General features: G+C 70.2%; 1 protein-coding gene. It reads right to left on the bottom strand.

All coding sequences use genetic code 11. The annotated features are described in order from the left end of the window. Positions 1-292: 292 nt before the first annotated feature. Positions 293-1,174: a helicase associated domain-containing protein gene (locus ACWC9T_RS41925; RefSeq protein WP_449826266.1), complete on the bottom strand. Its 882-nt coding sequence runs from the start codon at positions 1,172-1,174 to the stop codon at positions 293-295. Positions 1,175-1,245: the final 71 nt, after the last annotated feature.

Genomic DNA, 1,245 nt, shown 5'->3' with positions numbered 1-1,245 from the left:
GTCATCCCCATCCCGACAGCCCGGATCGAACACCGACAAGCCGTCACCGGCCTCATCAACGAGTACCACCGAGCAAGCTGACCATTCGACGAAGCTTCAGATCACAACCGGTGAAGCCATTTCGAAGCACTACGGGGGGCCGGAGTGCGTGGGCGGCCCCAGGAAGGCCGACTGCCCGGCCTGTGGGGTCTCCGCCGGTCCCTGGCCGCTGCCGTTCCCCCACCAGGGTGGGTACGGGCGGGCCAGGGCGGCTCGGGGACGTTTCTCGTCGGGGCACCGGGCCCGGCTGGTCTCAGCGCCAGTCGAGTCCGAGCGCGGCGAGCCGCTCCAGTTGGGCTTCGGTGAGCTTCGCCCGACGGGCCTTGGTGTTGGAGATCCACACCCCGAGCTTCACCAGCACGGCACCGCCCTCGCCGACCTCCTCCAGCTCCTCCACATGACTCCTGGGAACCGTCACCGACCCGGTGCGCACCTTGTACTGAGCCAGGGCCGCCACGCCCCGCTCGAAGGCCCCAGAAGCCCCCTTGACGGCCTTCCTCGGCGCCCCCGGTTCAGCCGCCAGCACCTCGACGCCCAAGGCGGCGAGGCGCTCGCGCTGCGCCTCGCTCAGGCCCTGCCACACGATGTGCTGGCGCTGGCGTTCCAGCCACCGCCCCACGTCCAGCCCGTGGACGGTCACCCCCGGCAGCAGATCACCGAGCTGCGCCCCGCCGTCCAGGCAGTCGGCGACGGCGGCGTAGTGGCGCTGCCAGTCCAGCGGCCAGGTGGGGTTCCAGTCCGGGTCGATCTCCGTGAGGGCTTCTACCCGGTCCGGCCGGTCGGCGAGCGCACCCGGGCGGCGCTGGTTGGACAAAAACTGGCCTACCGGCTTGTCGAGTGCGGTTGCCGTACGCGGGGCGGCGAGGGTCCCGTGGTCGGCGAAGTAGACCCGGCACGCGGCGAGGTTCTCCTTCCAGGCCCCGTCCAGCGGGTCCCAGACCATGCCGATCGACTCCAGCCGCTCGACGCGCTTGCCCTCCATCAAGCCGGCCGCATAGGCCTTGCGCTGCTCGCTGACCCAGTGCCCCAGCGGGTACATCTGGTGCGGGTCCAGCCCGGCCCGGGTCTCCTCGCGGTGGTCGAACGGCACCCGCAGGTGCCCCTCCCGCTTTGTTAGGCGACGGCTTGTTTTCAGTGCTGGTACGTAGATTCCCTTCAGCGGTCAGCTTGCTGGGGTGGTGCGGTCACGCCGCTGAAGACGTGTGT

The organism is Kitasatospora sp. NPDC001159, assembly GCF_053598235.1.
The sequence above is the reverse complement of the archived record's forward strand: the minus strand, read 5'-3'. Positions and strand labels throughout refer to the sequence as shown.